At 60.2% G+C, this 25,242-nt stretch carries 24 protein-coding genes; 8 read left to right on the top strand and 16 right to left on the bottom strand.

The features are described 5' to 3' along the window. Positions 1–148: 148 nt before the first annotated feature. From JK208_RS01255 to tkt, 8 genes are all read right to left on the bottom strand, one after another. Positions 149–676: a YaiI/YqxD family protein gene (locus JK208_RS01255; protein WP_211574042.1), complete on the bottom strand. Its 528-nt coding sequence runs from the start codon at positions 674–676 to the stop codon at positions 149–151. 3 nt (positions 677–679) lie between these two features. Next, positions 680–1,222, bottom strand: a complete 543-nt coding sequence (locus JK208_RS01250; protein ID WP_211574041.1) for a gluconokinase — start codon at positions 1,220–1,222, stop codon at positions 680–682. Further along, positions 1,219–1,914: a ribose-5-phosphate isomerase RpiA gene (rpiA, locus tag JK208_RS01245; protein WP_211574040.1), complete on the bottom strand. Its 696-nt coding sequence runs from the start codon at positions 1,912–1,914 to the stop codon at positions 1,219–1,221. Before rpiA ends, JK208_RS01250 begins: the two co-directional genes overlap by 4 nt. Beyond that, positions 1,911–2,651, bottom strand: a complete 741-nt coding sequence (gene pgl / locus JK208_RS01240) for a 6-phosphogluconolactonase (protein WP_211574039.1) — start codon at positions 2,649–2,651, stop codon at positions 1,911–1,913. The genes rpiA and pgl overlap by 4 nt, the downstream gene beginning before the upstream one ends. Beyond that, positions 2,648–3,508: a Cof-type HAD-IIB family hydrolase gene (locus tag JK208_RS01235; RefSeq protein ID WP_211574038.1), complete on the bottom strand. Its 861-nt coding sequence runs from the start codon at positions 3,506–3,508 to the stop codon at positions 2,648–2,650. Before JK208_RS01235 ends, pgl begins: the two co-directional genes overlap by 4 nt. Before the next feature lie 108 nt (positions 3,509–3,616). Then, a complete protein-coding gene (gnd, locus tag JK208_RS01230; protein WP_194261918.1) occupies positions 3,617–4,615 on the bottom strand; it encodes a phosphogluconate dehydrogenase (NAD(+)-dependent, decarboxylating) in 999 nt (332 codons plus the stop codon). A 3-nt stretch (positions 4,616–4,618) separates the two neighbouring features. Continuing rightward, complete coding sequence (locus tag JK208_RS01225) at positions 4,619–7,492, bottom strand: bifunctional transaldolase/phosoglucose isomerase (protein ID WP_211574037.1); 2,874 nt, start codon at positions 7,490–7,492, stop codon at positions 4,619–4,621. A gap of 12 nt (positions 7,493–7,504) precedes the next feature. Then, positions 7,505–9,562, bottom strand: coding sequence for a transketolase (gene tkt, locus JK208_RS01220; RefSeq protein ID WP_211574036.1), 2,058 nt, complete (start codon positions 9,560–9,562; stop codon positions 7,505–7,507). Positions 9,563–9,699: 137 nt separating this feature from the next. On the opposite strand from tkt, the gene JK208_RS01215 reads away from it, so the two are divergent. The 4 genes from JK208_RS01215 (at position 9,700) to JK208_RS01200 (ending at position 12,749) form a co-directional block, all read left to right on the top strand. Next, complete coding sequence (locus tag JK208_RS01215) at positions 9,700–10,704, top strand: MBL fold metallo-hydrolase (RefSeq protein ID WP_211574316.1); 1,005 nt, start codon at positions 9,700–9,702, stop codon at positions 10,702–10,704. A gap of 65 nt (positions 10,705–10,769) precedes the next feature. Further along, a complete protein-coding gene (locus JK208_RS01210) occupies positions 10,770–11,270 on the top strand; it encodes an ankyrin repeat domain-containing protein (RefSeq protein ID WP_249201863.1) in 501 nt (166 codons plus the stop codon). Further along, positions 11,267–12,334: a histidinol-phosphate transaminase gene (gene hisC, locus JK208_RS01205; RefSeq protein WP_211574034.1), complete on the top strand. Its 1,068-nt coding sequence runs from the start codon at positions 11,267–11,269 to the stop codon at positions 12,332–12,334. Before JK208_RS01210 ends, hisC begins: the two co-directional genes overlap by 4 nt. Before the next feature lie 139 nt (positions 12,335–12,473). Beyond that, entirely contained in the window at positions 12,474–12,749 is a 276-nt protein-coding gene (locus tag JK208_RS01200) for a hypothetical protein (RefSeq protein WP_211574033.1), read from the top strand. A 55-nt stretch (positions 12,750–12,804) separates the two neighbouring features. Here the strand turns inward: JK208_RS01200 and JK208_RS01195 are convergent, their stop codons facing one another. Continuing rightward, the gene (locus JK208_RS01195) at positions 12,805–13,623 is read right to left on the bottom strand and encodes a glycosyltransferase family 2 protein (RefSeq protein WP_211574315.1); all 819 of its coding nucleotides are present in this window, start codon (positions 13,621–13,623) and stop codon (positions 12,805–12,807) included. 79 nt (positions 13,624–13,702) lie between these two features. Between JK208_RS01195 and JK208_RS01190 the strand changes: the two genes are divergently transcribed. From JK208_RS01190 to JK208_RS01180, 3 genes are all read left to right on the top strand, one after another. After that, a complete protein-coding gene (locus tag JK208_RS01190; RefSeq protein ID WP_211574032.1) occupies positions 13,703–14,986 on the top strand; it encodes an aminopeptidase in 1,284 nt (427 codons plus the stop codon). Then, a complete protein-coding gene (locus JK208_RS01185; protein WP_211574031.1) occupies positions 14,983–15,543 on the top strand; it encodes a hypothetical protein in 561 nt (186 codons plus the stop codon). Before JK208_RS01190 ends, JK208_RS01185 begins: the two co-directional genes overlap by 4 nt. Before the next feature lie 66 nt (positions 15,544–15,609). After that, the gene (locus JK208_RS01180) at positions 15,610–16,032 is read left to right on the top strand and encodes a hypothetical protein (protein ID WP_211574030.1); all 423 of its coding nucleotides are present in this window, start codon (positions 15,610–15,612) and stop codon (positions 16,030–16,032) included. Here JK208_RS01180 and fliJ read toward each other — a convergent pair. Both fliJ and fliI read right to left on the bottom strand, forming a co-directional pair. Continuing rightward, positions 16,023–16,448: a flagellar export protein FliJ gene (gene fliJ, locus JK208_RS01175; protein ID WP_211574029.1), complete on the bottom strand. Its 426-nt coding sequence runs from the start codon at positions 16,446–16,448 to the stop codon at positions 16,023–16,025. The two genes, JK208_RS01180 and fliJ, sit on opposite strands and share 10 nt — an antisense overlap. 13 nt (positions 16,449–16,461) lie before the next feature. Then, on the bottom strand, positions 16,462–17,820 hold the full coding sequence (fliI, locus tag JK208_RS01170) for a flagellar protein export ATPase FliI (protein WP_211574028.1): 1,359 nt from the start codon (positions 17,818–17,820) through the stop codon (positions 16,462–16,464). Between the two features lie 189 nt (positions 17,821–18,009). Between fliI and JK208_RS01165 the strand changes: the two genes are divergently transcribed. Continuing rightward, positions 18,010–18,753, top strand: coding sequence for a response regulator transcription factor (locus JK208_RS01165; RefSeq protein WP_211574027.1), 744 nt, complete (start codon positions 18,010–18,012; stop codon positions 18,751–18,753). A 55-nt stretch (positions 18,754–18,808) separates the two neighbouring features. Here JK208_RS01165 and glmM read toward each other — a convergent pair whose 3' ends face one another. From glmM to pal, 5 genes are all read right to left on the bottom strand, one after another. Continuing rightward, entirely contained in the window at positions 18,809–20,167 is a 1,359-nt protein-coding gene (gene glmM / locus JK208_RS01160; RefSeq protein ID WP_211574026.1) for a phosphoglucosamine mutase, read from the bottom strand. Positions 20,168–20,263: 96 nt separating this feature from the next. Further along, entirely contained in the window at positions 20,264–22,168 is a 1,905-nt protein-coding gene (ftsH, locus tag JK208_RS01155) for an ATP-dependent zinc metalloprotease FtsH (RefSeq protein WP_099285457.1), read from the bottom strand. A gap of 171 nt (positions 22,169–22,339) precedes the next feature. Beyond that, positions 22,340–23,521 carry a tRNA lysidine(34) synthetase TilS gene (gene tilS, locus JK208_RS01150; RefSeq protein ID WP_211574025.1) on the bottom strand — a complete coding sequence of 394 codons (1,182 nt, stop codon included), beginning with the start codon at positions 23,519–23,521 and terminating at the stop codon, positions 22,340–22,342. A 62-nt stretch (positions 23,522–23,583) separates the two neighbouring features. Beyond that, on the bottom strand, positions 23,584–24,459 hold the full coding sequence (locus tag JK208_RS01145) for a tol-pal system YbgF family protein (protein WP_194266664.1): 876 nt from the start codon (positions 24,457–24,459) through the stop codon (positions 23,584–23,586). A 144-nt stretch (positions 24,460–24,603) separates the two neighbouring features. Beyond that, positions 24,604–25,083 carry a peptidoglycan-associated lipoprotein Pal gene (gene pal, locus JK208_RS01140; RefSeq protein WP_062029150.1) on the bottom strand — a complete coding sequence of 160 codons (480 nt, stop codon included), beginning with the start codon at positions 25,081–25,083 and terminating at the stop codon, positions 24,604–24,606. Positions 25,084–25,242: the final 159 nt, after the last annotated feature.

Here is a 25,242-nt window from a genome sequence, read left to right as displayed (position 1 = left end):
TAGAGGAACGTCCACTCAGGGAATCAAGATGTGAAAATAGGCCCCCTTTCTCACGCAGACTGTCCAGCGCTGTGGCGATACTGCATCCCATACAGGGCCAAATCTTTTCAACACCGAGCGTCTGTTGGGGCAAAAGATATCCCCAGAATCAGGGAACATCTCCGGGGAAGGCCCTGTGGATTGTTTCTGAAGAACTGGGGAGCGATTGCGCCAGAGCAGCTTTTCTGCGGAGTCGCACGATGAGTGTATCGAGCGCGGACAAAAACCGGCTCCGGTCATTTTTGCTGAAAGACGGATTATAGGTCGTCACCGCCCCCGTCTCGCGCAGACCCTGCATCAGATCCCGCATCGCCGACACCATACCGATGGAGCGCTCGTCGATTTCCTCACCGTTCGGACGCAGAACCGAACCTTTCTTGGCAAGACACCGCACGGCCAGCGGAATATCGCTGGTAATGACGATGTCGGAAGCCGTCACCTGCTCCGCAATCCAGTCATCCGCCACGTCCGGCCCTTCAGGCACCACAACGCGTTCGATGAGCGGAGACTGTGGGACGTTCATCCAGCTATTGGCAACGATGACCGTTTTCAGGCCATAGCGCGCCCCGACGCGATAGATCTCGTCCTTCACCGGACAGGCATCGGCATCCACCAGAAGTCGGGTCGTGTCCGCCATCGGTCAGCCTTCCGTCTGGAAGTGACGGATCAGTTCCTCCAGCACCACGTCCGGGTGCTTTTCGCCAGACACGCGGATTACAGGCTCGTCGTCACCCGGCACTTCAAGCGTCGCGAGCTGACTTGGCAGCAGGCTGGCAGGCATGAAATGCCCTTCCCGCCGCTCCAACCGCGCCGCAAGTTCAGTAGCGGACGTGTCGATATGAACGAACTCGATCGGCAATCCGTTGGCACGAAGCTGTTCACGATAGGCGCGTTTGAGCGCGGAGCATGTCAGAACAGCACCGTGGCCAGCTTCGACCTGTGCCCGCAGCCAGTCATGACACAGTGCAAGCCAAGGCGCGCGATCTGCATCGGTCAACGGCTGGCCGGTGCTCATTTTCTCGACATTCGCAGGCGGATGCAGGGCATCGCCCTCCTGAAAATGCCAGCCAAGCCGCGTCGCGAGGCCCATTGCAATCGTCGTCTTGCCTGTTCCGGAGACGCCCATGACCACGAGAAAACGCGGCTCCAGACCCATTTTCACCCGTGCTGCCGAAGCCGTCATGGCTCCCACCGCTCCACGCCTTCTATCGTGGCGACCAGAACGTCCGAAGCCATGTTGAGGAACATGCCATGTTCCACCACACCGACGATCCGGTCGATTTTCCCTGCCAGATCTTCGGGGTTTTCAATCGGTCCGAAATGGCAGTCCAGAATCATGTTGCCGGTATCCGTCACGAACAGCGATCCGGCGCGATCGGCCCTCGGCTTCACACCACGCGCGCCACAGGCCGCAAGGCGCTCAGCCGTGCATTCCCAGCCGAAGGAAATGACCTCAACAGGCACAGGCGCCCGCTCTCCCAGCAGATCGACGGGCTTGGTGCCGTCCACGATCACCACGAAACGCTTCGCGGCCTGTGCCACGATCTTTTCGCGAAGGAGCGCGCCACCCAAACCTTTGATGAGGTTCAGCGAACCACGCTGGACCTCGTCCGCACCATCAATCGCAATGTCAATCCGACGATGCGCGCTGAAATCCGTCAGGGGAATTCCAGCCTTGATCGCCTTGTCCTCACTGTCATCGGAGGTCGGAATGCCGAAAATTTCCAGCCCTTCCGCAACACGCTCGCCCAGACGTTCGATCATATAGGCGGCCGTGCTGCCCGTTCCGAGCCCCACAACCATGCCGCTCTTGACCATATCAGCGGCTTCACGCGCAGCGGTGCGCTTGTGAACGCTCATATCCGTGCCGCTCATGCGTCTTCTCCGACCGCAGCGCGATCTGCAAGAATGACGATCCGGCCTTCGCTCGTCACGCGGGCGGATGGAATGGAACTGTCGCCTTCGACCAGACGCTCCAGCATTTCGACCTTGGACGCTCCTGTCACGAGGAACACGACCAGCGCGCTGGACTGAATGGCGGGGTAGGTCAACGTGATGCGTTCATAAGGCGCGGTGGACGGTACGGCCGTTCCAACCCACGCTTTGCGCTCCTTCAGGACAGGCTGTCCCGGAAACAGCGATGCCGTATGACCATCCGTGCCGAGGCCCAGCATGACCAGGTCGAACAGCGGACGCTTCGGATCAAGTTCCGTGGCGCCATAAGAGGTCTGGAGGGTTTTTTCGTAAGCCTGTGCGTCTGCCTCGACCGTGTCACCGGTCGGAATGGCATGGACGTTCTGCGCGGGCACCGGGACATGCGACAATAGGACGGACTGCCCGACCGTATGGTTGCTGTCCGCATGGCCTTCGGGCACGTGGCGCTCGTCGCCATAGAAAATCTCGACCCGCTCCCACGGAACCAGCTTTGCCCGTGATGGCGTTGCGAGGATCTCGAACAGGCGCTTGGGCGTGGAGCCTCCGGAAAGTGCCACCCGGAACAGGCCGTCCGCCTTGGCAAGAACGCCTTCGATGAAGAGATCGGCCATCCGCAGGGCGACGGCTTCCGAATCAGGGAGGGTTTCCAAAGTGGCTGTGCGAATATCGGTCGTCATGAATGGGGAACCCTCGGCAGAATGTAGCGCTCGACAGCCTTGGCCCAGCCATCGCGCTCGTTGGTGTCCGTGAAAACCTGAGCGGCGGCTTTCACGTCCTCTTCGGCCTGCCCCATGGCAATCCCCAGTCCTGCGACCGAAAACATCGGCAGGTCATTATGGGCATCGCCAAGGCAGGCCACCTCATGCGGCGCAATACCGTGGGCAAGCGCCAGTTCGCGGATCGCCTCGCCCTTGTTGGCAAGGGCCGGCGTCACGTCGAGAAGAATATCGGAAGAGCGGCGCACACTCGCTTCTCCCTGAAGCATCACGCCGAGTTCGGTCTCGACGTCCTGTAACAGGCTGGTGTTGCTGCTCACGCCCATCACCTTGCCGATGCCCTCGAATTCCTTGCGCAGATCGGGAACCTGATGCGGCGTCAGGCCGGTGATGCCATGCTCATGCTGGACGAACGGCGTATGGGCATCCTGAACCATCCAGTAGGACTGCCGCAGGAACCATGTTTCGATCCCATGCAGATGCAGCATGTCATACACGATCGACAACACATTCGGGGTGAGAACGCGGCTGACGCTCGTGGTCCCGTCGGGCTTGAAAATGATACCGCCATTGAAACCGGCATTCTGCCCGGTCAGACCAAGCTGCTCGATATAGGGCACCATGGCGGCGGGTGGCCGCGCACTGGCGAGGCACAGGGGAATCCCCCGCTTCTGAAGTGTTTTCGCCATCGCCAGCGTGGACGGCGCAATGGTCTTGTCTGGCGTCAGGAGCGTGCCATCCATGTCGGACACAACCATCCGGATGGTTTTTGGCAACGGTGGCAGATCCGCGTGGATGGCGTCGAGGTCAACGGACATAAAAGCCCCTGTAAAAACCCCCGTCAGAGTCTTTGCGGGGGCTGGCTGGTCAGCAATGGCAAAAACCATACCCTGCCAGCCAGTCATTGCCCATGAGGGGCGGTAGTCTTATTTCTTCTCGACGTGTCCGCCGAAACCGAAACGCTGTGCCGAGAGCACTTTCTCGGCAAAGTTGTTGCCGGACCGCGAACGGAAGCGCGTGAACAGCGCGGCCGTCATGACCGGAGCCGGGACGTCTTCCTCAATAGCGGCCTCGATCGTCCAGCGACCTTCACCAGAGTCCGCGACTTCGCCAGAGAACTCGTTGAGAGTTTCCGAACGGGTCAGGGCCTCAGCCGTCAGATCGAGCAGCCAGGACGACACGACACTGCCGCGACGCCACACTTCGGCGATATCGCCCATGTTGAGTTCGAACCGGTCTTTTTCCGCAAGAACGGGGGAGTTCTTGCTTTTCATGATGTCGAAACCTTCGGCAAAGGCCTGCATCATGCCGTATTCGATGCCGTTATGGACCATCTTCACGAAGTGTCCCGAACCGGCAGGCCCACAGTGCAGATAGCCCTGCTCGGCCCGCGGATCATGGCCTTTTTCGCCACGGCCCGGTGTGCGCGGCACGTCCCCGATGCCCGGCGCCAGCGCGCTGAGGATCGGATCAATATATTCGGCGGTCTCTTTCGTACCGCCGAACATCATGCAGTAACCGCGTTCCAGACCCCAGACACCGCCTGAGGTGCCGACATCCACATAGGAGATGCCCTTTTCAGCCAGCTCGGCCGAGCGACGGACGTCGTCCTTATAGTAAGTGTTGCCACCGTCGATGATGACATCCCCACGCCCCAGAAGGCCGCCAAGTTCCTGCACACAGGCCTCGGTGATGGCACCTGCCGGAAGCATGACCCACACCACGCGGTGTTCGTCACCTTCGAGCAGCTTCGCCATCTCGGCGACAGAACCGGCGGGGGTCGCACGCCCCGCTTCGCAGCGTCCGGCGACCGAAGCCGTCACTTCCGGCGTGCGGTCGTGCACGACGACATCATGTCCGTGGCGCGTCAGACGGACGGCAATATTGCCGCCCATCCGTCCCAGTCCGATGATTCCGATCCGCATGACTTATGCTCCTGCCAGTGCTTCGTGGATTGCCGTTTCCAGAGCTTTCAGCCCGTCTTCCAGCGGTCCATCGATATGAACGCGAAGGGCGCGACGGCCACGGGCCGCGAGCACTTCGAAATCGCCTCGTGCCTGCGCCGCCTTGACAACGCTGAAGCTGAAACCATGACCCGGAACCGGCACATCCGCCGCATCCGTCGCCGTGACCTGAAGGAACACGCCGCTGTCGGGTCCGCCTTTGTAGGCCTGACCCGTCGAATGCAGGAAGCGGGGTCCGAATTCGGCGGCTGTCGCCACTTTCAGCGTATCCCGCAGTTCCATACGAACGGACTGTGCCCAGTCGCGCGTCTGCTGATCGCGACGGATATAGGCGAGCAGACCGACATAGTCGCCCGACTTCACACGATCAAAAAGGGTCTTGAGAATGGAGACCGCATCGCTTTTGCTGCCAGCAGCTTCCGTGTTCTTCGCATCCGCGTAGAAGGATAGCGGACCATCCTTCGCGAACGGCGTTTCCGGCGGCAGCGAGCCCGTTTCGGCATAGGCTGAGGTCAGCTTGCGCGTTTCGAGCTTGCTGAACTCAACGTCGGGCTGATCGAACGGATCAATCCCGAGAACCGCACCGGCTACAGCCGTTGCGAATTCGAACAGGAAGAACGCCTGTCCGATCTGGGACGCATCGGCCAGACGGATGGTGACGACCGGCGCACCAGCGGCCCGCAGAGCGCCGAGGCGGCTGTCGGGAACGTCGTCGCCCAGCAGAAGGTCCACGAAAATGCGGTCCGTCCCATAGACATCCGGCGCGCCGAGTTCTTCCTCGTCGATGGGGATGAGGCCGAGGCCCTTCTTGCCGGTGCTTTCGGCGATGAGCTGTTCCAGCCATGCGCCCAGCGACGCAATGCCGTCAGAGGCGAGAATCGTCACCTTGTCGCGGCCAAAGCAATGCGCGGCATGACCGAGGATCAGGCCCAGAACTGCACCCGGATTGGCAGCCGGAGGCGCGCTTCCGTCACAGGATTCCACCATCAGGCGCGTGACCGTCAGCAGCTTGCGAACGTCAATGCCGCTTGCTGCCGCCGGTACGAGACCGAAATTGGACAGGACAGAGTACCGGCCGCCGATTTTCGGATCGCCGTAGAAAACGCGCCAGAAGCCGTTTTCCTCGGCCACTTTCTGCATGTGCGAGCCCGGATCGGTGATGGCGATGAAGCTGTCACCCGGCTTCTTGCCCAGAGCCTGACCGGCCACCTGCCAGAAATGCGCGAACAGGATGTTCGGCTCCAGCGTACCGCCGGATTTGCTGGCCACGATGAACAGCGTGTTCTTCGGGTCGATGGCTTTCTCGAACGCCGTGACCTGCTGCGGGTCCGTACTGTCGAGAACATGCAGCTTCGGCCAGCCTTCGCGCTGTCCGAACGTCTCGGCCAGAACCTCGGGACCGAGGCTCGAACCTCCCATACCCAGAAGCAGGATATCCTTGAAGCCGCGACTGCGGACATCGCGGGCCAGAACTTCCAGCTCTTCGACGTTCCACAGACGGTCCTGTACGATTGTCAGCCAGTTCAGCCAGTCGGCTTCCGGGCCATTCGTCCAGACCGACGGATCTTTCTGCCAGATCCGGCGCAGACCGCCGCTCTGGCTCCAGTCCTTTTCCGCACCGGCGACATCGTCGCGCAGTTCCGGCGGCAGGTCGGCGCTGACACGCAGCAGACGCTTGCCGATGACGGCCTCGCGCTTGGTTGCCACAGCCGTCAGCAGAGTGTCGAACGACACGCTGAATGCTGCACACCCTTCCTTGACGAGCTTTGTGGTCACGCCATCCAGATCCAGACCAAGACGCTCGGCCTCAGACAGAACATGCCGCGCCTGTTCGACATTCTCAGTCAGGCTGGCGCGCGCCTTGCCGTGATCGCGGAACGCATCGAACGTTGCAGGCGGAATGGTGTTGACCGTCTCGGGGCCGATCAGCTCTTCGACATACAGGACGTCGGAATAGGCCTTGTCCTTGGTGCCGGTGCTGGCCCAGAGCAGACGTTGCGGGTTGGCGCCCTTCTCGGCCAGTGCCTTCCAGCGCGGGCTGTTACGGACTTCGAGATAATACTGGTAGGCCAGCTTGGCGTTGGCGATTGCAACCTTGCCGCGAATGGCCTTCAGAGCCTCGGCCTCCGCATCGCCAGCCGCAATGCGACGGTCGATTTCCCCGTCGATCTTGGCGTCGATACGGCTGACGAAGAACGACGCCACACTGGCAAGACGTGAGATGTCTTCGCCACGGGCCGCGCGATCTTCAAGACCGGCAATATAGGCTTCCAGCACCGCCTTGTAGGCATCGAGCGAGAACAGCAACGTCACATTGACATTGATGCCGTCCGCAATGGCGTCACGAATGGCGCCCGTGCCTTCAGACGTCCCGGGGATCTTGATCATCAGGTTTTCACGCCCGACAGCCTTCCACAGGCGGCGGGCTTCCGTGATTGTCCCGTGTGTGTCGAACGCCAGATAGGGCGAGACTTCGAGGCTGACATAGCCGTCCAGCCCCTTGGTCTTTTCGAACACCGGATACAGAACCGCGCAGGCGGACCGGATGTCGTCGATGGCGAGATGTTCGTACAGATCGCCGGGGGGCAGGCCTTCGCCTTCCAGGAGCTTGCGGATCTGCGGGTCGTATTCGGTGCCGTGTCCGATGGCCTTTTCGAAGATGGCCGGGTTGGACGTGACGCCCCGCAGGCCGTCTTCGTCCACCAGCTTGCGGAGGCTTCCGTCCTCCGTGAAGCTGCGCTGGATGAAATCCAGCCAGGGGGACTGGCCGTATTTCTCAAGCTCGCGCAGCACGCTGCCGACTTCGTTCAGACCGGTATTGGAGATTGTGTCTGCCACAGGATCTCTCCCTTACTTGCCGCGCAGGGCCTGACGCTTTGCTGCGTCAAGAACTGCTTCAGGCGTGAAACCGAATTTCGTGAGAAGTGCGGAGGCCGGAGCCGACGCACCGAACGTGTTCATCGCGATGATCGCACCGCCGATGCCGACATACCGATCCCAGCCGAACGCTGCGGCCTGTTCGACCGCAACGCGACCGATGACATCCGGCGGCAGGACGGAATCGCGGTATTCCTGGCTCTGCTCTTCAAAGAGATCGAAGCTCGGCATGGAGACGACGCGGGCCTTGATGCCCTCTTCTGTCAGCTTTTCGTAAGCCGTCACCACGAGGCTGACTTCCGAACCCGAAGCGATGAGGATCACGTCAGGCTTGCCGTCACAGCTCGCCAGAACATAGGCACCCTTCGCCAGACCGGCGGCGGACGCATATTTCGTACGATCGATCGTCGGCAGGTTCTGACGGCTCAGAGCGAGCACAGCAGGCTTGTGCGTCATCGGGATCAGCGTCCGCCAGGCTTCGGACACTTCGTTGGCGTCGGACGGGCGGATCGTCATGATGCCCGGCGTGGCACGAAGCTGTGCGAGCTGCTCGATCGGCTGATGCGTCGGCCCGTCTTCACCCACGCCGATGGAGTCATGCGTAAAGATATACAGAACCGGCAGTTCCATGATGGCCGACAAACGGATCGGCGCCTTCATGTAATCGGAGAAGATCAGGAAGCCCGAACCGTAAGAGCGGATGCCGGAGAGCGCGATACCGTTACAGATGGAACCCATCGCATGTTCGCGCACACCGAAATGCAGGTTCCGGCCACCATAGGTGCCGTTCCATTTCTCCGGCTGGAAGGAGCCGCCGCCCTTGATGTCCGTCTTGGTGGAGGGCGTCAGGTCAGCAGAGCCGCCGATCATCCAGGGAAGGTTCTTCGCAACAGCATTCAGAACCTGACCCGAGCTGGCACGCGAGGCAACGCCTTTGGCATCGGCTTCGAAAGTCGGGATGTCCTTGTCCCAGCCTTCCGGCAGACGATGTTCGATGATGCAGTCGATTTCAGCCGCAAGGTCCGGATGGGCTTCACGATAGGCCGAGAACAACTCGCGCCATTCTGCATTGGCTTCCGCGCCACGCTTGCCGAGACCTTCGGCGAAATGCTCCTTCACACCGTCCGGGACATAGAAGTCCGGAGCGTCTTCCGGCCAGCCATAAGCGGCCTTCGCACCCTTGATTTCTTCAGCGCCCAGAGGCTCGCCATGTGCCGAAGCCGTACCGGCCTTCTTGGGCGCGCCATAGCCGATGACCGTCTTGAGCACGATCATGCTCGGGCGATCCGTCACCGCACGCGCAGCTTTGAGGGCTGCGAGAATGGCCTCGACATCGTTGCCGTCCGGCAGCGTCTGGACATGCCAGCCATAGGCTTCAAAACGCTTGCCCACATTTTCCGTGAAGGCCAGATCCGTCGACCCCTCGATGGAAATCTGGTTTGAATCATAGATCCAGGTCAGGTTCCCAAGTGCGAGATGGCCAGCGGTGGATGCGGCTTCCGAAGCTACACCTTCCATCATGTCGCCATCGCCACAGAACACCGTGACGTGATAGTCGAACAGTTTGAAGCCCGGGCGATCATAGCGCGCGGACATCCATTTCTGCGCGATCGCCATACCGACGGAATTGCCGCAACCCTGTCCGAGCGGGCCGGTCGTGGTTTCTACACCAGCGGTAAAGCGGTATTCCGGATGACCCGGCGTCTTGGAGTTCAGCTGACGGAACTGCGAGAGATCCTCGACAGTGAGGGACGGCGCATCAACGACCTTGCCATCCTGAATATCCTTCACGCCTGTGAGGAACAGGGTGGAGTACAGCAGCATCGACGCGTGACCGACCGAAAGCACGAAACGGTCACGGGCAGGCCAGCACGGATCGGCCGGATCGTATTTCAGATCATGCTGCCAGACCGCATACATCGCGGGGGCGAGAGCCATGGCCGTGCCGGGATGGCCGGAATTGGCGCGCTCGACACCTTCCATCGAAAGAGTGCGGATCGTATTGATGGTGAGCTGAGGAAGCGTACTCATCGGAATGGGATCTCCGGCTTGTGACTGACAGGAAGAAACGCAACGATATCTTCCATACCTTCTGCTGCCACGGCATGACGCGAAGTCGCGACAGACGCAATGGCTGATCGGTAAACCATATTGTGAAACACGCTCTTGTGCTTGAAGACAACCTGCCACACTTCGACGGTCGTCATTACCGAAACCCCGAAGAATGGCGCCCAAACGAGGCGCGAACGGCCCGCAGCCCTTCGCAGCGGATCGGGAACATCTTCCGCTGGCAGATGGGCCTCAGGCCACGCTGGCCGGATGCCCTTCCCCCGCAGAAAACCTACGATCAGGTCACGCCTGCTCCGGGGGAATGCTGTGTCACGTTTGTCGGTCATGCGACCGTTCTGCTCCAGTTTGGCCGTGCAGGACGCGCGCCTCTGCGGATCATCACAGATCCGGTCTTTTCCGAACGCTGCTCCCCCTTCCGCAGTTTCGGTCCCCGCCGCGTCTGCCCGCCCGGCATCGCGCTGGATGCCCTTCCCCGCATCGACATCATCCTCGTCTCGCACTGCCATTACGACCACATGGACCTGCCGAGCCTGCGGGCACTGGCCGGACGTGACGATCCGCTCTGCATTTCTCTTCCGGGCAACCGTCGCCATTTGAAAAAGGCCGCTCTTCCGCGCATCGTCGAACTGGACTGGTGGGACGGCACGACCGATGACGACGCCCGCATCACAGCCACGCCCGCGCTGCACGGAAGCGCACGCACGCCGTTCGATTCCAACCGCGCGCTCTGGGGCGGTTTCACGATAGAAGCGGATGGCCACACTGTCTTTTTCGCGGGCGACACGGCCTGGGGCAAACATTTCGACGCGATCCACCGTCGCTGGCCGCAGATCGACCTCGCCATCCTTCCCATCGGAGCCTACGAGCCGCGCAACCTGATGCGCCGCGTTCACATGTCCCCCGAAGAGGCGCTCATGGCGTTCGATACGCTCAAAGCGAAACGAGGCCTGCCGATCCATTTCGGCACGTTCCAACTCACCGACGAGGCCATTCTGGAGCCGCCCACCCGTCTGGAGTTCGCCTGCCGACCCGCTGGCCGTCCTTTCCGGGCGCTGGAAAACGGTGACAGCCTCACTCTTCCGTCAGTTGACACAAAAAGCTAAACTGCCCTCCGACATCCCTTCCCCGGATTTTCTGTCATCGGGGACACCGCCATGTGGAAACCGTCATGAACGCCCAGAACGTCACTTTCACGTCAGACCAGATCACCGCCCTGTTCATCGACGCGGCCCGTGAAGGCGATACCGACCTCCTGACCCAGTTTCTGGATGCCGGCATGGCCATCGATACACCGGACAGCCGTGGCTATACCGCCCTGATCGTCGCCACCTACAACGGCCATACGGACGCCACGCGCCTGCTGCTGGACCGCGGGGCTGACACGGAAGCCACCGATCTCAAGGGAGCCACCGCACTTTCGGGCGTCGCGTTCAAGGGCCTGACCGAGATCGCAACACTTCTGCTCGATCATGGCGCCGAAGTGGATCACGCCAATCATGCCGGTCGCACACCGCTGATGTTTTCCATCATGTTCAACCGCGAAGACATGGCGAGAAAGCTTCTTGCCGCCGGAGCAAACCCGGACCTGAAGGACGCGGACGGCGTTTCCGCCCGTGATCTGGCCGAACGCCAGCTCATGACCGGCCTGTTCGCCGGAGCGTCCGCATGAGTCGTTTCTGGAACCGCCGCGTTCAGGATCTGCACCCCTATGTACCGGGCGAACAGCCCAGACTCGCGGACCTGCTGAAGCTCAATACGAACGAGTCTCCCTACGGCCCGAGCCCAAAAGTGCTTCAAGCCATCCGGGACGTGGCGTCTGACGACCTGCGCCTTTATCCGGACCCGACAGCGGCAGACCTGCGGGAGACGATTGCGACCCGGTTCGGCACCACCGCCGATCGCGTTTTCGTCGGCAATGGCTCCGACGAAGTTCTGGCCCATGCCTTCCGCGCGCTGTTCCACGACGATGCGCCGGTCCTGTTCTCGGATGTGACCTACGGTTTTTATCCGGTTTATTGCGGCCTGTTCGACCAGCCTTTCCGCCACATCCCGCTCAACGACGATTTCACGATCGACATCGACTCCTACACTGGCGACTGCGGCGGAATCGCCGTCGCCAACCCGAATGCCAATACGGGAATCGCCCTGTCGCTCGAGCAGATCGAAACGCTCCTCAAGCGCCATCCGGACCGGACCGTCATCATTGACGAGGCCTATGTCGATTTCGGTGCCCAGTCCGCCATTGAACTGACACATCGTCATGACAATCTTCTGGTCGTCCAGACGCTCTCAAAGTCCTACGCTCTGGCAGGACTGCGTGTGGGCTTTGCGATCGGCTCTCCGGAACTGATCGAGGGTCTTATCCGCGTCAAGGACAGTTTCAATTCCTATCCCCTCTCCCGCCCGGCACAGGCCGGGGCCATCGCCGCGATCCAGGATACCGAATGGCTCGCAGACATCACGGCCCGCCTCGTTGCGAGCCGCGACCGGCTGGTTCCGCAACTGCAAAATCTTGGCTTCCAAGTCCTGCCATCCTGTGCCAATTTCATTCTTGTGCACCACCCGGAGCACAAGGCCGGAGCCATCGCCGCAGCCCTGCGCGAGCGTGCGATCCTTGTCCGGCACCTCTCCACCCCGCGCATCCAGGACTGGCTGCGTATCTCGATCGGAACGGACGACGCCTGCACCCGCCTGACTGACGTTTTGCGGGACATCCTCTCCTCCCGATCCTGAATTAACCGGACGGTAATGCTCCGTCCCCCATAATCATGAGCCAGACAGGGCCAGACGGGCGCGTTTCTGCGCCCTCCATTCCGTCATCTTCCGGATGAACGGGAGGCCCATGAATGTTTCATGCGGAAAGACCGAATACATGCGTGCATTTCAGGGACAGATGTCCGACAACCAGCCTATTCGCCGTAATCAGGCCGAAAAGGAAAAGCAGCTTCGGGACCTCAAGGAAACGATCGCTTCCATGAAGTCCCACACGTCTCTGACGCTGAAGGAAAGCATTCAGCGCCGCATTCGTGAGCTGGAAACCGAACTGCGCACCATCGCGCGCGAAAAAGCCGCGAAGGCCGCAAACCCGGACGCCCAGTCCGACCGCCAGCGCCGTCCGCCGCGCCGTAACACGATCCGTTCCATGTAACGAATGCGGCAGAGAGGCTGGTACAGGAAATTTGCTCCGTACCAGCCTCTCTGTTTCAAGATGCCTGAACAACGTCCCCGTGTGTCTCTGACGCCCGGTCCCATGCCGCCCCCATCAAACGTAGCCTCGTAGGGTGCAGGCCGTCCGTCTCGGTCAGAACGTAATACGCGGTATATTCCCCGGTCGGTTTTCCCGGACGATCCATCAATGCTTTGAAAACATTGCGGTCCGCCGTCATCTGCGTTCTATCCCCGACCAGGGGCTGATTCCACATTTCCAGCGCTTCAGGCGCCCGTGCCCGGTCAATCATCAGGCAGTTCGGATCCACGAACCCGCCGTAGCTTTCGCGGAAAATCCCCCCTCCGATCCCGACCGACTCCCACTGATCCTCACAGACTGGTTTCAGTGTCCGCGGATGCACGAACCAGCGCCCTGCCCACGCCCAGTCCTGTCCTTCAATCGCCGCCAACAGAGAGGACAGATGGTCTGGCGCCCACCAGTTATCATCGTCGAGATAAGCAATGCGTGGAGCATTCGAAAGCTGGCTGAGCACGCTGCGCAATACGCCGCCGTCCCTTGCCCGCCCGAACCCTCCATGACGCTGTGATGTGGAATAGCCGGGCCAGAGCACTTCGACGGCCCAACTCGGTGGCCGCCCTTCGATCGCGCGTTGAATCAGATCGTCGGCACTGTCACCCGGAGGGCGGTCCAAACCAATCATGATCTGAACCCGCAGATTTCCCGTCTGCTGAAAAACAGACTGGACCGCCCGGACAATGGTAGGCCTCAGAAGGCTTGGCATGACAACCGCCACATCGAAAGGGCGCTGGTCGGGCGTGCCTGGATCAGCGAAAATATGAAGTCCGGGTTTCATGTCCGGCACGATACTGCGCCCTCAAAGCCCTGTCACCTCACGCGCTGCTCTCTTGCACTTCAACGCGACAGGGCACACCATGAGGGTCAGAATGATCACTGCGAAAGAGTCCAACGTGTCCGCTCCCTCTACCTTTTCGCACGAACAGCTGCTCGACCGTCTGGGCGAGGTCGCCGTCCGCGTTGGCCTGAACATCTCGCCGGGCCAGCAGCTCCTCATTACCGCACCACTCACGGCTGTCGCACTGGTCCGACGTGTCACGGAACACGCATACAAAGCCGGAGCTTCACTCGTCACGACCCTGTACGCGGATGATGAGACCACGCTCGCTCGCTTCATCCACGCCCCGGACGACGCCTTCGACGTCGCCCCCACATGGCTGGCTGAGGGTATGGCGCGCGCGTTCCGCGAAGGTGCAGCCCGCATGGCCATCACCGGCGCCAACCCGACGCTTCTCAAAGGGCAGGACCCCGAACGCATCGCACGCGCCAACCGCGCCAGTTCCAAGGCAAACCGCCCGGCGATGGAAATCATCACCCAGTTCGCCGTGAACTGGAACATCATCGCCTGCGCCACACCGGCCTGGGCCGAACAGGTCTTCCCGGATTTGCACCCTGAAGAGGCGCTCGCGGCCCTGTGGGACGGTATCTTCAAAGCATCTCGCGTGGACGTGGCCGATCCCGTCGCCGAGTGGAAAGCCCATAACGCTGCCCTGCATGCCCGGGCGAAATTCATGAACGACAGCCGCTTCGATGCCCTGCATTTCAGCGGCCCCGGGACGGACCTGACGGTCGGCCTTGCGGACGGACATCTTTGGGCGGGTGGCTCGGAAAAATCCGGCAATGGCATCGTCTGCAACCCGAACATCCCGACCGAGGAAATCTTCACGACCCCGCATCGCAGCAAGGTCAACGGCCGCGTCAGCAGCACCAAGCCGCTGTTCCATCAGGGAACTCTGATCGACGAAATCTCGGTGCGCTTTGAAAACGGCCGTATTGTCGAAGCAACCGCCAGTCAGGGCGAAGACGTGCTCAAACGGATACTCGATACTGATGAAGGCGCGGCACGGATTGGCGAAGTCGCCCTCGTACCGCACTCCTCCCCCATATCGGCCAGCAAGATCCTGTATCGCAACACGCTGTTCGATGAGAATGCGTCCAGCCATATCGCACTCGGCCAAGCCTACACGAAGTGCATGGTCGATATCGAAGGTCTGACGCCGGACGAACTTCTGGAACGGGGCGTCAACGACTCCCTTATTCATATCGACTGGATGATCGGTTCGGACAAAATCGATCTTGATGGCCTCAAGAACGGCAACCGCGTGCCGCTGATGCGCGCTGGAGAATGGGTGCAGGTATGACGCTTTTCCGCATGACAGGCCTTACCGGCCTTTTCGCTTCTGTCGCGATGCTGCCTCTGGCCGCACAGGCACAGTCTTATCCGCAAGCCGGCTATCCTGCTCAGCGGGCCACCACAAGCCAGACCCAGATCGACGGAAGTGTGCCGCTTCAGGGAACACCGCAGCAGACTCCTCAGATTCCGCCGCAGGTCCGTGCCGATATGGAGCATGCCATGCAATACCCCCTGCCGCCGGACTTCATGACCCGTGCGGCGGCAACGATCGCCGAGCTTCAGGCCCGCAACATCCAGCCTCCCAACTCGCACGGCGCGGGACTGGCCGAGACAATCAGCCGCATCAGCCAGATCCCCGGACTTGCGCCCGTCCTGCAAAGCCACGGCTTCACGCCCGAAAGCTTCGTGATGGGCATGACGACCTTCGGCATGACCCTTGCCGCCAGCAACGGCCAGCTTCCAGCCGGAATGCCAAGCCCCAATCCCGCCAATGTCGCGCTTTTCAAAGCCCAACCCCAGCAGGTTACGGCCTTGATGCAGGCCATGGGCAACCCACCCCACTGAATACGAAACCGCGGCCATGTCTCCCGCAAGATGACATGGCCGCTTCAGTCTCCGAAAAAGATCCGAATGCCCATTAAACTCGACCCCGCACTCCTCCCTGCCCTGGATATCCTCGGCATGGCCCAGTCCGGCGCCCTTCTTCGTGCCGAGCGGGAGACGCCATCAGATGGTATTCCCGCCTTCGTCACCCGTGCGGGCTGGGACGAACTCGCTGCGACACATGCCGCAAACCACAATGCTCCCCACAGTGTGCTTCTTCCGGCACTCGAAAAAGCCGTCGCCCGTATTCTGACTCACGCAGCCCAGAACGCGTCGCAGATGGGCGAAATGACGCCTGTCACCACGCTGCAAAGCGATCTGTTTCCCAGCGATCCCGATCTCGTCTTGGCCTTTGTCCGGGACAGCACCCATCCCGTAGCCTGCGCCCTGATTGGCACAACCACGCAGATTGAGGCAGCACTCCGTGGTCGGGACGCTGCTCAGGACTGACTGAACTGGCGAATGGCCAGTTCATCCAGCGCATTCTGTTCTTTTTTGAGCTTCGCCTGCCGCTCTTCTTCCTGCCGTTCTTCCTTCAGAGTTTTGACGGCTTCCATGGCAGCTCTCGCGATAATCAGTGCCGACCGCACGGTTTCACGATCCAGCGCGGCTTCGCGGCAGCGTGCCTGCGCTTCGGCAACAGCCTGCCGCCCGGCAGGAAGCCAGCGGCTGAAGGCTTCCACAGCACCATCCCCCGCTGTTGGACTGGAGGCGATCCGCTGCTCGCTCAGGATTTCTTCCTGAGCCGCCGACAGCTTTTCTTCCGCAGCCGTCTCACGCGCAACGGCCTCCGCAAAACTTCTTTCAACCAGATCAAGCTCCTGCTCACGCAGGGTAATGAGGGTGTCGAGAGGTGAATATTCCATCCTGAAGGGTCCTTTACGCCGCATTTAAAGGAGTGGTTTGCGGAATTGTCTGCATAATCTGGGCCAGTTGTTCAAAAGCCTCCGCACGCGTCGACCGCTCGTTCCGCCCCTGAGACAGGAACTGGTTCAGCTTGGGCATCAACGTGATGGCCTCGTCAACCTCACGATCAGTGCCTGACTTGTAAGCGCCAAGACGGATCATATCTGCCATACGCTGATAGGTCGCCATCGCTGCGCGCGCACGTTGAGTAAGGGCGTTTTCCTCAAGAGAATTGCACCCCGGAACCGCACGGGACAGGGAGCGCAGGACATCAATGGCGGGATAGCGTCCCTGTTCACCAATCTTGCGATCCAGAATGATATGACCATCCAGAATACCGCGCACCGCGTCCGCAACTGGCTCGTTCTGGTCATCCCCCTCCACCAGCACAGTAAAGAGAGCCGTAATCATCCCCTGATCGGGATATCCCGGACCTGCGCGTTCCAGAAGGCGGGGCAGTTCGGCGAACACGGAAGGCGGGTAACCACGCGTCGCAGGGGGCTCCCCTGCAGAAAGACCAATTTCACGCAGCGCCATGCAAAACCGCGTCACGCTATCCATCAAAAGCAGAACCGACTTACCCTGATCCCGGAAATATTCCGCAATCGCCATGGCAGACAGCGCTGCTTCACGACGCATCAGTGGGGGTGAATCCGATGTTGCAATTACCAGAACGCTCCGGGCCAACCCTTCGGGCCCAAGATCGTCCTCAATAAATTCTCGAACTTCTCGCCCGCGCTCACCCACAAGCGAAATCACGGCGACATCACATTCCGCCCCCCGCGCCAGCATGGAGAGCAGGGTCGATTTCCCAACACCCGACCCGGCGAAAAGCCCAAGCCTCTGACCGCGACGACAGGTCGTGAACGCATCAAGAGCGCGCACTCCGAGATCAATCCGTTCTCCCAGGCGTGCCCGACTGGCCGCGTTAGGGGGCGGACACTGGATCGCCTGACTCTTGATCGCAGGGAACAAAGGTCCTTTTCCATCAATCGGCTGCCCCAGCGGATCCACCACCCGCCCCAGCCAGCTTGAATTAACTCTCAGGCCACCGTCACGACGGCTGAGGGGAATTCTGGCCTCACAACCTGGGCCAATTCCATCCAGCGTACCAAACGACATTAAGCGCGCAACGTCTCCCTGAAATCCCACAACCTCAGATTGTACAATCCGCCCGTCACGCGCCTTAACCGCGACTCGATCCCCAATCGTGATGAATCCATCGAGTCCGATCACCGTCATGCAAAGACCCACAACGTCTTTCACACTTCCTTCAACCCAGTCGCAGGTGAAGTTCGTGAGCATTTCAAGCAGCTTGGCGTAATCGCTCATAAAGGCAGTTTTCGACCGTTTCCTGCGGATTATTCCGACTTCCCGACCCTACAACCCTATCGTTAAGAGGAGCTTAATGTTCCCCTTTAACGAGAATAATAATGACAATTTTACGATTTTTGATCCATGTCTATCGACAGACACAACCTTGGGTAGTAACCATTGGTTCACCAAGCCGGGAGTTGAAACATGCGTATCCTTCTTGTCGATAGCGATCAGTCCGCCGCCGCCACATTGTCCCAGACACTGCGTAACGCGACCTTTACCGTCGATCATACGCCCTCTGGCGAAGAGGCCATCGAGATGCTGCGCCACTACGATTATGACGTGGTTGTGCTCGAACTGATGCTGAACGATCTGGAAGGTTATGAAGTCATCCGGCGCGTTCGGGCAGCACGGATCACGACGCCGATCCTCGTCCTTTCGGCGCTGCTTCGCTCCCAGGCCAAGATCCGGGCTTTTTCCATGGGCGCTGATGATTACATGACGAAGCCTTATGACGCAGGCGAACTGGTCGCACGTCTTCAGGCCGTCATGCGGCGTTCCCGGGGCTTTGCCGAGCCGAAACTGCGCGTCGGCAATCTGGAGCTGGATCTGAACGGCAAGAATGTTACCGTCGATGGCGCAGCATTGCACCTGACAGGTAAGGAATACGCCATTCTGGAGCTTCTGGTGATCCGCAAAGGGTCCGTCCTGACCAAGGACGCGTTCCTCAATCACCTTTATGGCGGCATTGATGAACCGGAAATGAAGATCATTGACGTCTTCATCTGCAAGCTACGCCGGAAACTGCAGAATGTCGGTGCGGGCAACCTGATCGCCACCGTCTGGGGACGTGGCTACATCCTCCGGGAAGACGATGTCGCAGAGACGGCTGCGCTCGCCAGCCTGCCTCCAGCAGTCACCGCACCCATCGTCGAAGCAGTCGTCTGATCTTTTGAGATCAGACGACTGGCCTGACACGCATAACGGGTGATGTCAGGCGCTTTCAGACATGAGCAATGGCGCGAATGATATCGCAAACATGATCAACCACTTCATGCACGAGCGCCTTGTCTTCCGCTTCTACCATAACGCGAATCAGCGGTTCCGTTCCGCTGGCGCGCAGAACAAGACGACCACTTCCGGCCAGGCGTTCATCCGCCCAAGCCTTTGCAGCAGCAAGGTCCGGACTGCCCATCGGACTGGCTCCTGAGTAACGGACGTTTTTCAGGAGCTGCGGATACGGCGTGAAAAAACGGCAGATTTCACTGGCCGATCGCTTGGTTTCGACAGACACGGCCAGAACCTGCAGGGCGGCGATCAGGCCATCTCCCGTCGTGGCATAATCCGACAACACCATATGTCCGGACTGCTCACCTCCGAGATTGGCCCCAATCTCGCGCATCCGCTCCACGACATACCGATCACCAACCGATGTCCGCTGAAGCTCAAGCCCTTTTTCCGCCAGAGCTTTTTCCAGCCCCATATTGGACATCACGGTCGTAACCACAGTGTTGCCGCGCAACCGTTCATGTTGCTTCCAGAAGGAAGCGATCAAACCGATGATCTGGTCTCCATCAACGAGATCACCATTTTCATCTGCGATCAGAACCCGGTCCGCATCGCCATCTAGGGCAATGCCGAAATCCGCACCATGTTCCCGCACCGCCGCGCACAGGGTTTCCGGATGGGTCGATCCCACGCCGTCGTTGATGTTCAGGCCATCGGGCTCACAACCGATCTTGATGACCTCTGCCCCCAACTCCCACAATGCTTTGGGTGCCACGCGGTAAGCAGAGCCATTGGCACAATCAATGACGATCTTCAGGCCATCCAGACGCAACCCTCGTGGGAACGACGCCTTTGCGTTCTCGATGTAACGACCAGCCGCATCCGTCAGACGGGAAGCACGTCCAATCCGTTCAGGAGAAGCCAGTCGGGCGGAAAGATCCTGAGCCATCAGGTCTTCGATTTCGCCTTCAACTTCGTCCGAAAGTTTGAAACCATCCGGCCCGAACAGCTTGATCCCATTATCCGTAAAAGGATTGTGTGATGCTGAGACCATGACTCCAAGATCGGCCCGGAGAGAACGGGTCAGCATGGCGATCGCAGGCGTGGGCAGCGGACCAACCAGAATGACGTCCATCCCTGCCGACAGGAAACCCGCAACCAGCGCACATTCCAGCATATAACCGGAAAGGCGCGTATCCTTGCCCAGAACGACGCTGTGTCGGCGGTTCTGGCTTCGCATGAAATACAGACCCGCCGCCTGCCCCAGTCTCTGCGCGATTTCCACCGTCATGGGCGCGGTATTGGCCGTCCCCCGAATGCCGTCAGTACCGAACAGAGACCTCTTGGTGGCCATAATGAAAAATCCTGCCTGTCTGCCAGAAATAAAAAAGGCGCGGCACCGGGGATAATTTCCTCGATGACGCGCCCGTTGGTGCGATTGGTTGCCTGATTAACCCGCTTGAGGCGCCGGATCAAACGCGCCGGGACGTGTGGTCGGAACGGATGCACGACGGTTGTCAGGCACCTGCTCGTCATCCGCAGTCCGCTCGATAGCCTCGCCGCGCATGATACGACCGACATCGTCACCCGTCAGCGTCTCATATTCCAGAAGAGCTGCGGTCAGGCGGTGCAGATCATCAAGGCGCGTCGTCAGCAGATCATGGGCCTGTTTATAGGCCGTATCGATCAGAGCTTTGACTTCCTTGTCGATCTCTCGCGCGGTTTCTTCGGAAATATTCTTGTTCTGCGTCACGGAATGACCAAGGAACACTTCCTGACCGTTATCGCCATAGGCGATCATGCCCAGCGTGTCGCTCATGCCCCATTCGGTCACCATGCGCCGTGCGAGATCTGTCGCACTCTTGATGTCGCCCGATGCCCCGGCGCTGACTTCCTCGCGTCCGAAGATGATTTCTTCGGCAACGCGGCCACCCATGGCGATGACCAGACGGGCCAGACACCATTTGCGGCTATAGGAAATGTTGTCCTTCTCCGGCAGAGTCATGACCAGACCCAGAGCCCGCCCACGGGGGACGATCGTCGCCTTGTGGATCGGATCGCTACCCGGAGTAAAGATCGCGCAGATGGCGTGGCCAGCTTCGTGATATGCCGTCGAGCGCTTTTCGTCTTCGGTCATGACCATGGAACGGCGCTCCGCCCCCATCATGACCTTGTCCTTGGCTTCCTCGAACTGTGCCATACCCACGGTCCGGCGCCCCTGACGGGCGGCCATCAGGGCCCCCTCATTCACGAGATTGGACAGATCCGCACCCGAGAAGCCCGGCGTTCCCCGCGCAATCACCTTCGGGTCCACATCCGAAGACAGGGGCACTTTCTTCATGTGAACGCGCAGGATCTTTTCACGACCGGCCACATCGGGGTTCGGCACCACGACCTGACGGTCGAAACGACCCGGACGCAGCAGAGCCGGGTCCAGAACATCCGGACGGTTCGTCGCAGCAATCAGGATCACGCCTTCGTTGCTCTCGAAACCGTCCATCTCGACCAGCATCTGGTTGAGAGTCTGCTCGCGTTCGTCGTTACCGCCCCCAAGTCCCGCACCACGATGGCGGCCTACGGCGTCGATTTCGTCGATAAAGATGATGCAAGGCGCGGACTTCTTGCCCTGCTCGAACATGTCACGCACACGCGACGCGCCGACACCGACGAACATTTCCACAAAGTCCGAACCGGAAATCGTGAAGAACGGAACATTGGCCTCGCCCGCAATGGCGCGCGCCAGAAGCGTCTTACCCGTACCCGGAGGGCCGACCAGCAGCGCACCTTTGGGGATCTTACCGCCCAGACGGGTGAATTTCTGCGGGTCGCGCAGGAACTCGACGATTTCCTGAAGCTCGGATTTCGCTTCGTCAATGCCCGCAACGTCTTCAAACGTCACACGGCCGGTCTTTTCCGTCAGCAGCTTGGCACGGGATTTGCCAAAGCCCATGGCCCGGCCACCACCGCCCTGCATCTGGCGGAAAACCATGAAGCACAGACCCACCAGCAGAAGAACCGGCAGGTAAGCGCTGGCATAACGCAGAATCGGGCTTTCTCCGCTGTCCATCGGCTTGGCGGTCACTTCGACGCCAGCAGAAGTCAGACGGCCCGGAAGGCTCGGGTCAAGTGGGGCATAGGTCTCGAAAGACGTGCCGTTCGTCAGGGTTCCGGAGACATTCTGCTCCTGAATCACAACCGAACGCACCTGATGCTGGTCCACATCGTGAATGAAATCGGAATAGGCGATCTGCTGGGCTGCATGCTGTCCGCCACCGGGCTGGAAGGCTGTCAGCACTGCCATTCCGACCACGATGATGACCGCCCAGATCGCGACGTTACGGCCTAAATTGTTCATCTCGCTCTCTGTCGTCCTTCAGACTGTTCCGTCAGATGCAGTACGGGATCACCCCTCACAACTGGCCGACCGGTCACATTCTGCGTTGACTCCATAACATAAGCCTCCGCGTCCACGATCCTACCCCATCAAGGGCAGGAAAACGCATTTCTTGCGTTTTTGAGGATCTTTTTATGTTGTGAGGTGATTTTCTCCCGTCACGGGAACCGCGACAGCCCAGACAAAATCGGCCTCACCGGGCATTTGCCCTATTCGTGGCCACTGGATCAGTCGATCCTGGTGCCACACACCCGGAAGACAGCGGGCAGCGGCATAGGGAATACCCAGCCTGCGCAGATCCAGCCCATGCACGGCGTCACCCAAAGGTCCGATCACACTGTCTGCCGGAATATCATGCGTCAGCAGACGCCAGCGCCCGTCCCAGACACACCCATCTCTTGTCGCAAGCGGGGCAGCAAGAGCGCGTTCCTCTCGCACGAAGATCACGCCGTTGCCAAAACGCCCGGCCGATTGAAGCTGAACTCCAGACAGCGTGCCGCTTCCTTTTTCCAGCAGCGACCTTACAGCTTCTCTCGCGGGACGGTACGCACCTCCTGAGACCAACCGGATCAGAGCGGACAGGGTCTCTGCGTTCATCCCGGCCTGTTCCAAAAAAACCCATCCTTCGGGATGCCAGACGGCATGGGATGCAAGATTTTCGGCCAGTACCGCCTCACGACTCCGGTTTTCCTGCCCTGCCGTCAGATGAAGCATCTGGATATCGCGCCTTTGCTCGGGCGTCAGATCCTGTCGCCACCGCACCCGCTCAAACCGCCTGTTGGCGTTCGATGGGTCCTCGATCCATGGCAGACCCGCGGCTTTCAAAGTCAGTCTCAGGCGCGATGGGTCAAGCGTTAAAAGCGGGCGATACACCCGGATACGCCCCCGCACGGCACTCGGTTGAATACCGACCAACCCCAGAGGGCCGCTCGAGCGCAGGCTCCGCATCCAGACGGTTTCGTCCTGATCGCCCGCATGATGCGCCACAAGAAGATCTAGACATCCTGCTGCAACGCAGGCCGCCTCCAGCGCCTCGAACCGTGCCTCGCGCGCCCTTTCCTGCAACCGCCCTTTCGGAAACGGCGCGAGCGTCAGGAGGCGGGCGGGTACATCCATGACGGCAAGCCGTTCAACCGTCAGTCGTGCTTCGGCAGCCGATTCAGGCCGCAGGGCATGATCCACCACGAAGGCCACGACATTGCGTCGCCAGCGCCGAGCCAGAAACGCGAGCGCCATGGAGTCGGCGCCCCCCGAAACGGCAAGGGCGACTGGCGCGTCCGGGATATCAGGTGGCCAAGGGCCGAGACCTGACATCAAGTCTTGAAATTCGCATTCCCCGACCGGATGATCGGGTCCTGCTTCCAACAACGCGGGTTTCAGTGACAGGCCGCACGGCTCCGGAATGTCGTCTCGGCGCTCTTCACTCGCGGCGCAGGGGTTGGAAATTCCGATTTCAGCTTATCAAGAGCCTGACACGCCGAGTTCTTGTCACCCAGCGCCAGCATCGAAGCGGCCACACCCAACAGGGAATCCTGCGCCTTCTGGGACTTCGGAGCCTTCGTATAGGCGTCATAATAAGCGACCGCAGACTGGCGATACTGCTTCTGTCCTGCCAGAGACTGGGCCAGAAGGAACTGTGCATCCACTTTACCAGACAGACTATGGGCTGTTTTCACGGCAAAACGCGCATTGCTCTCCGCATCCGTATAGTTCCCGGATCTAAGAGACGCATTTCCAACCTTCAACGCATCCAGAGCGGTTTTCGGCTGCTCGGCGGCGTCCGGAGTAGCAGCGGAGGCTTTGTCCTCGGCTGCTGCCGGAGTTTTAGCTGGAGCAGGTGTCGAAGCCCCGCCTCCGCCATTTTGGGAAGCAAACTGCATGTCCGAAATCTGCTTGGACACATTGGCCTGATTGTCGCGGACGGAGTTGCTGAGCTGATCCAGTTCGCCACGCATCTGGCGGTTCTGTTCTTCCAGAGCCGAAACGCGCTCCAGAAGCTGCGCCGTCAGGTTGCCGTCACCCGCCGAAACCGGAGCCGCTGCCGTCGCACTGGGAGCACTCAGACCGCCGCCATTCTGAACCTGTGAGAGTTGCTGGCGCAGGGAGGCAATTTGATCCTGCAAAGCAATCGCCTCGCGTGAGGAAATTTCCCCGCTATCCGGCGCATCCTGTGCCACGGCCGGGAGGACAGGCGAAAGGACGGAAAAAGCCGTGCCCAGAAAGACGGCACGCAGGGAACGGGACAGCACCATAACGGATCTCCTGAGACAAACTCGCACTCACGGGCACGCAGGCAGGTCATGCGCACAACATGCGCCCAGTCATAAAACAGAAACGGCCGGGGGATAATCCCCCGGCCGCTCATCATCCCAGTCCGTCAGGCCTGAAACGTCTGTTCAGCGAACAGACGTGATGGCGTTACGGTTCTGTGCCCAGGCCTGCTCGTCGTCGCCATCAGCGGTCGGACGATCCTTGCCGTAGGAGATCGTGGTGATGCGCGAAGCGCTCACGCCCTTGGCGACCAGATAGTCGCGGGCTGCGTTTGCACGACGCTGGCCGAGAGCAATATTGTACTCTTCCGTGCCACGGTCATCGCAGTTACCAGCGACCTGGATGCTGACCTGCGGGTACTTTGCGAGCCATGCAGCCTGCTTGTCCAGCGTAGCGCGGGCTTCTTCAGAGAGCTGGGACTGGTTCAGCTCGTAGAAGACGCGGTCGCCGACATTGGCAACCAGATCGGCTTCGCTGCCGGGCGTCGGGCCAGCTTCCTGAGCGACGGCGCCTGCGCCATTGCTGTCACCCTTGTTGGTGTTGCCGTTGGAACAGGCTGCGAGAACAAGCGCCAGACCAAGCGCGCCAAATACCTTGAACTTCATGTGTCTCAATCCTGAGAACGGCCCCACAGCGGGAACCGAATGCGGAAAATGCCGCGTTATTCCGGACCACCTCTTTCCTGTTCGGAACAGACAGGAATCGGTTCCGATCCCTGCATGCCAACCTTGAAAATCAGTGGCCATAAGCGCCCATACTCATGA

Source organism: Gluconobacter sp. Dm-74, from assembly GCF_018256135.1.
In the GTDB taxonomy this organism is placed as follows: domain Bacteria; phylum Pseudomonadota; class Alphaproteobacteria; order Acetobacterales; family Acetobacteraceae; genus Gluconobacter; species Gluconobacter cadivus.
This window is presented reverse-complemented; position numbering and strand designations above follow the sequence as displayed.